Annotated in this window: 1 protein-coding gene and 1 pseudogene; one reads left to right on the forward strand and one right to left on the reverse strand. The window is 70.6% G+C overall.

What is annotated here, in order from left to right; genetic code table 11:
- Nucleotides 1-600 (forward strand): (Fe-S)-binding protein (locus tag ACFR9S_RS10155; protein WP_379818545.1); only part of this gene is annotated, 600 nt, incomplete at its 5' end.
- Nucleotides 601-730: 130 nt separating this feature from the next.
- Here the strand turns inward: ACFR9S_RS10155 and ACFR9S_RS10160 are convergent.
- Nucleotides 731-1,661, reverse strand: a pseudogene (locus ACFR9S_RS10160) (pyridoxal phosphate-dependent aminotransferase); the annotation flags it as partial.

The following is a 1,661-nucleotide window of genomic DNA, read 5'->3' on the forward strand; positions in this document are numbered from 1 at the left end:
GCGGGCGCCAGCGGTCGGCCGCCGCTCTCGAAGGGGTTCGTCGACGAGGCCCGGGAGCGCGCCCGCGAGAACGTCGACGCGCTCGCCCCGAGAGTCGCCGACGGCTGGGACGTGGTCGTGGTCGAGCCCTCCGACGCGGTGATGCTCCAGTCGGACTACCACGATCTGTTGGCCGGGGACGACGTGGCGACCGTCTCGAACGCCACCTACGGCGTCTTCGAGTATCTCGACGCGTTCCGGCTCGACGACGGCCTCGACGCGGCTGGCGGGGGATCGCTCGTCTACCACGGCCACTGCCACCAGAAAGCGAGCAAGAAGGATCACCACGCGGTTGGCGTGCTCCGACGTGCCGGCTTCGAGGTCGACCCGCTGGACTCCACCTGCTGTGGGATGGCCGGCAGCTTCGGCTACGAGGCCGAACACTTCTCGATGAGCAAAGCGATCGGCCGGATTCTGTTCGACCAGATCGACGCCGCCGACGGCGACGAAGTCGTCGCGCCGGGGGCGTCCTGTCGAACCCAGCTCGAGGATCGACCGGGCGCCGATTCGGAGCCGCCCCACCCGATCGAGACGCTCGCGGCGGCTGTCGACGCCGACTGACCCCGACGTTCAAGTACGAGAACGGGACCACGCTCCCCGTGACCTGACCACCGCGGCGGGGCAGCAGCGGGAGCGTGGCACCTGCCTCGCCGACGAACTGCCACCTGTTCGCCAGCGTCGGCGAGATCCCTCAGAGCTCGTCGAGCACCTCGCCGAGCGTGTCCAGCCCCGCTTCGATCGCCTCGGGACTCCGACCGGCCGAGATCCGGACCCCCGACGGCGCGTCGAAGAACCGCCCCGGCACGACCAGTACCCCGGCGTCCCACGCCGCCTCGGCGAGCTCGTCGCCGTCGGCGCGCTCGTGTTTGACGAAGCCGTACGTGCAGCCGGCGGCGATCTCGCCGTCGAGATCCGACCGATCCTCGATGAACGACGAGAGTAGCTCGTGATTCCGGCGGAGATGTTCGCGGGACTCCGCGACCAGCTCGTCCCGGTGGGCGAAGAAGCGACGAGCGAGCGCGCGGCTCGGTTCCGCGACCGAAGGGACGTGCATGAACACCTCCCGGGCGCGCTCGACGAACGACTCGTCGGCGATCAGCCAGCCGACTTGGAGCCCGCCGAGCCCGTGGAACTTCGTGAACGAGCCTGTCACGATCGTGTTGGGAAGCCCCGCCGCCGTGACGCCGCCGAACGCTCCTTCGGCGTCGTTCTCGGCAGTGTACGGGCCGTAGACCTCGTCGACGAGCAGCCGGCTGTTCGCGTCGGTGACGGCCGCCGCGACCGACGCCAGTTCCTCCCGCGGAGTGAGCCGACCCGTGGGGTTGTGGCGGTTCGTGACGGTGACCAACGCCGTCTGCCCGGAGACGGCCGACGCGATCTCGCTCGGGAGCAGCGGGTAGCCCGATCGGGCGGGTCGCTCGAAGCGTTCAACCGTCCCGCCGATGCCGGCCGGCGTGTGGACGAGCGGGTCGTAGCCGGGATCCTCGACGACGATCCGGTCGCCCTCGGCCAGCGACAGCGCCGAGGCGGCGGCGAGGAAGTTGGCGTGGGTCGCGCCTGCGGTCACGAGCACCGACGATTCGTCGACGCCGTACTCCGCGGCGATCGAGGCCGACAGCGGC

The sequence above is a fragment of the Halolamina salina genome (assembly GCF_042678005.1).
In the GTDB taxonomy this organism is placed as follows: domain Archaea; phylum Halobacteriota; class Halobacteria; order Halobacteriales; family Haloferacaceae; genus Halolamina; species Halolamina salina.